The organism is Alkalihalophilus lindianensis, from assembly GCF_032843265.1.
Classification (GTDB): Bacteria; Bacillota; Bacilli; order Bacillales; family Bacillaceae_D; genus Alkalihalophilus; species Alkalihalophilus lindianensis.
This window is the reverse complement of sequence record NZ_JAWJBA010000153.1, coordinates 1-312: the sequence shown is the minus strand read 5'-3', so window position 1 is coordinate 312 and position 312 is coordinate 1. Positions and strand designations below refer to the sequence as shown.

Annotated in this window: 1 protein-coding gene; it reads right to left on the bottom strand. The window is 43.3% G+C overall.

From position 1 onward, the window contains the following. Window positions 1-59 precede the first annotated feature (59 nt). A partial coding sequence (locus RYX56_RS21740; RefSeq protein WP_317124037.1) for an ATP-binding cassette domain-containing protein occupies window positions 60-312 on the bottom strand: 253 nt, incomplete at its 5' end.

Genomic DNA, 312 nt, shown 5'->3' with positions numbered 1-312 from the left:
AGTAAAATGTGTTTCCTGCTACTATATCTTCTTTTACCGGTTGCGGAAGAGAGCGAAGGTTACCCAAGTTCGTCAATCAGGTCTTCAACAGTGCTGCGGTTCTTACAATTTTGCCCGTATAAAATATTGTCCAACACGGTCCCACGGAAGAGAAAGGTACTCTGTGATACCACACCAATTCTTTGCCTTAAGGAGTCGCTTTGAATCGATGAGGCATGGATTCCGTTAAAGCGAATTATTCCGTAAGCAGGCTGGTACAACCCTAATAAAAGTTTAATAAGCGTCGTTTTTCCCGTACCGTTATCCCCAAGA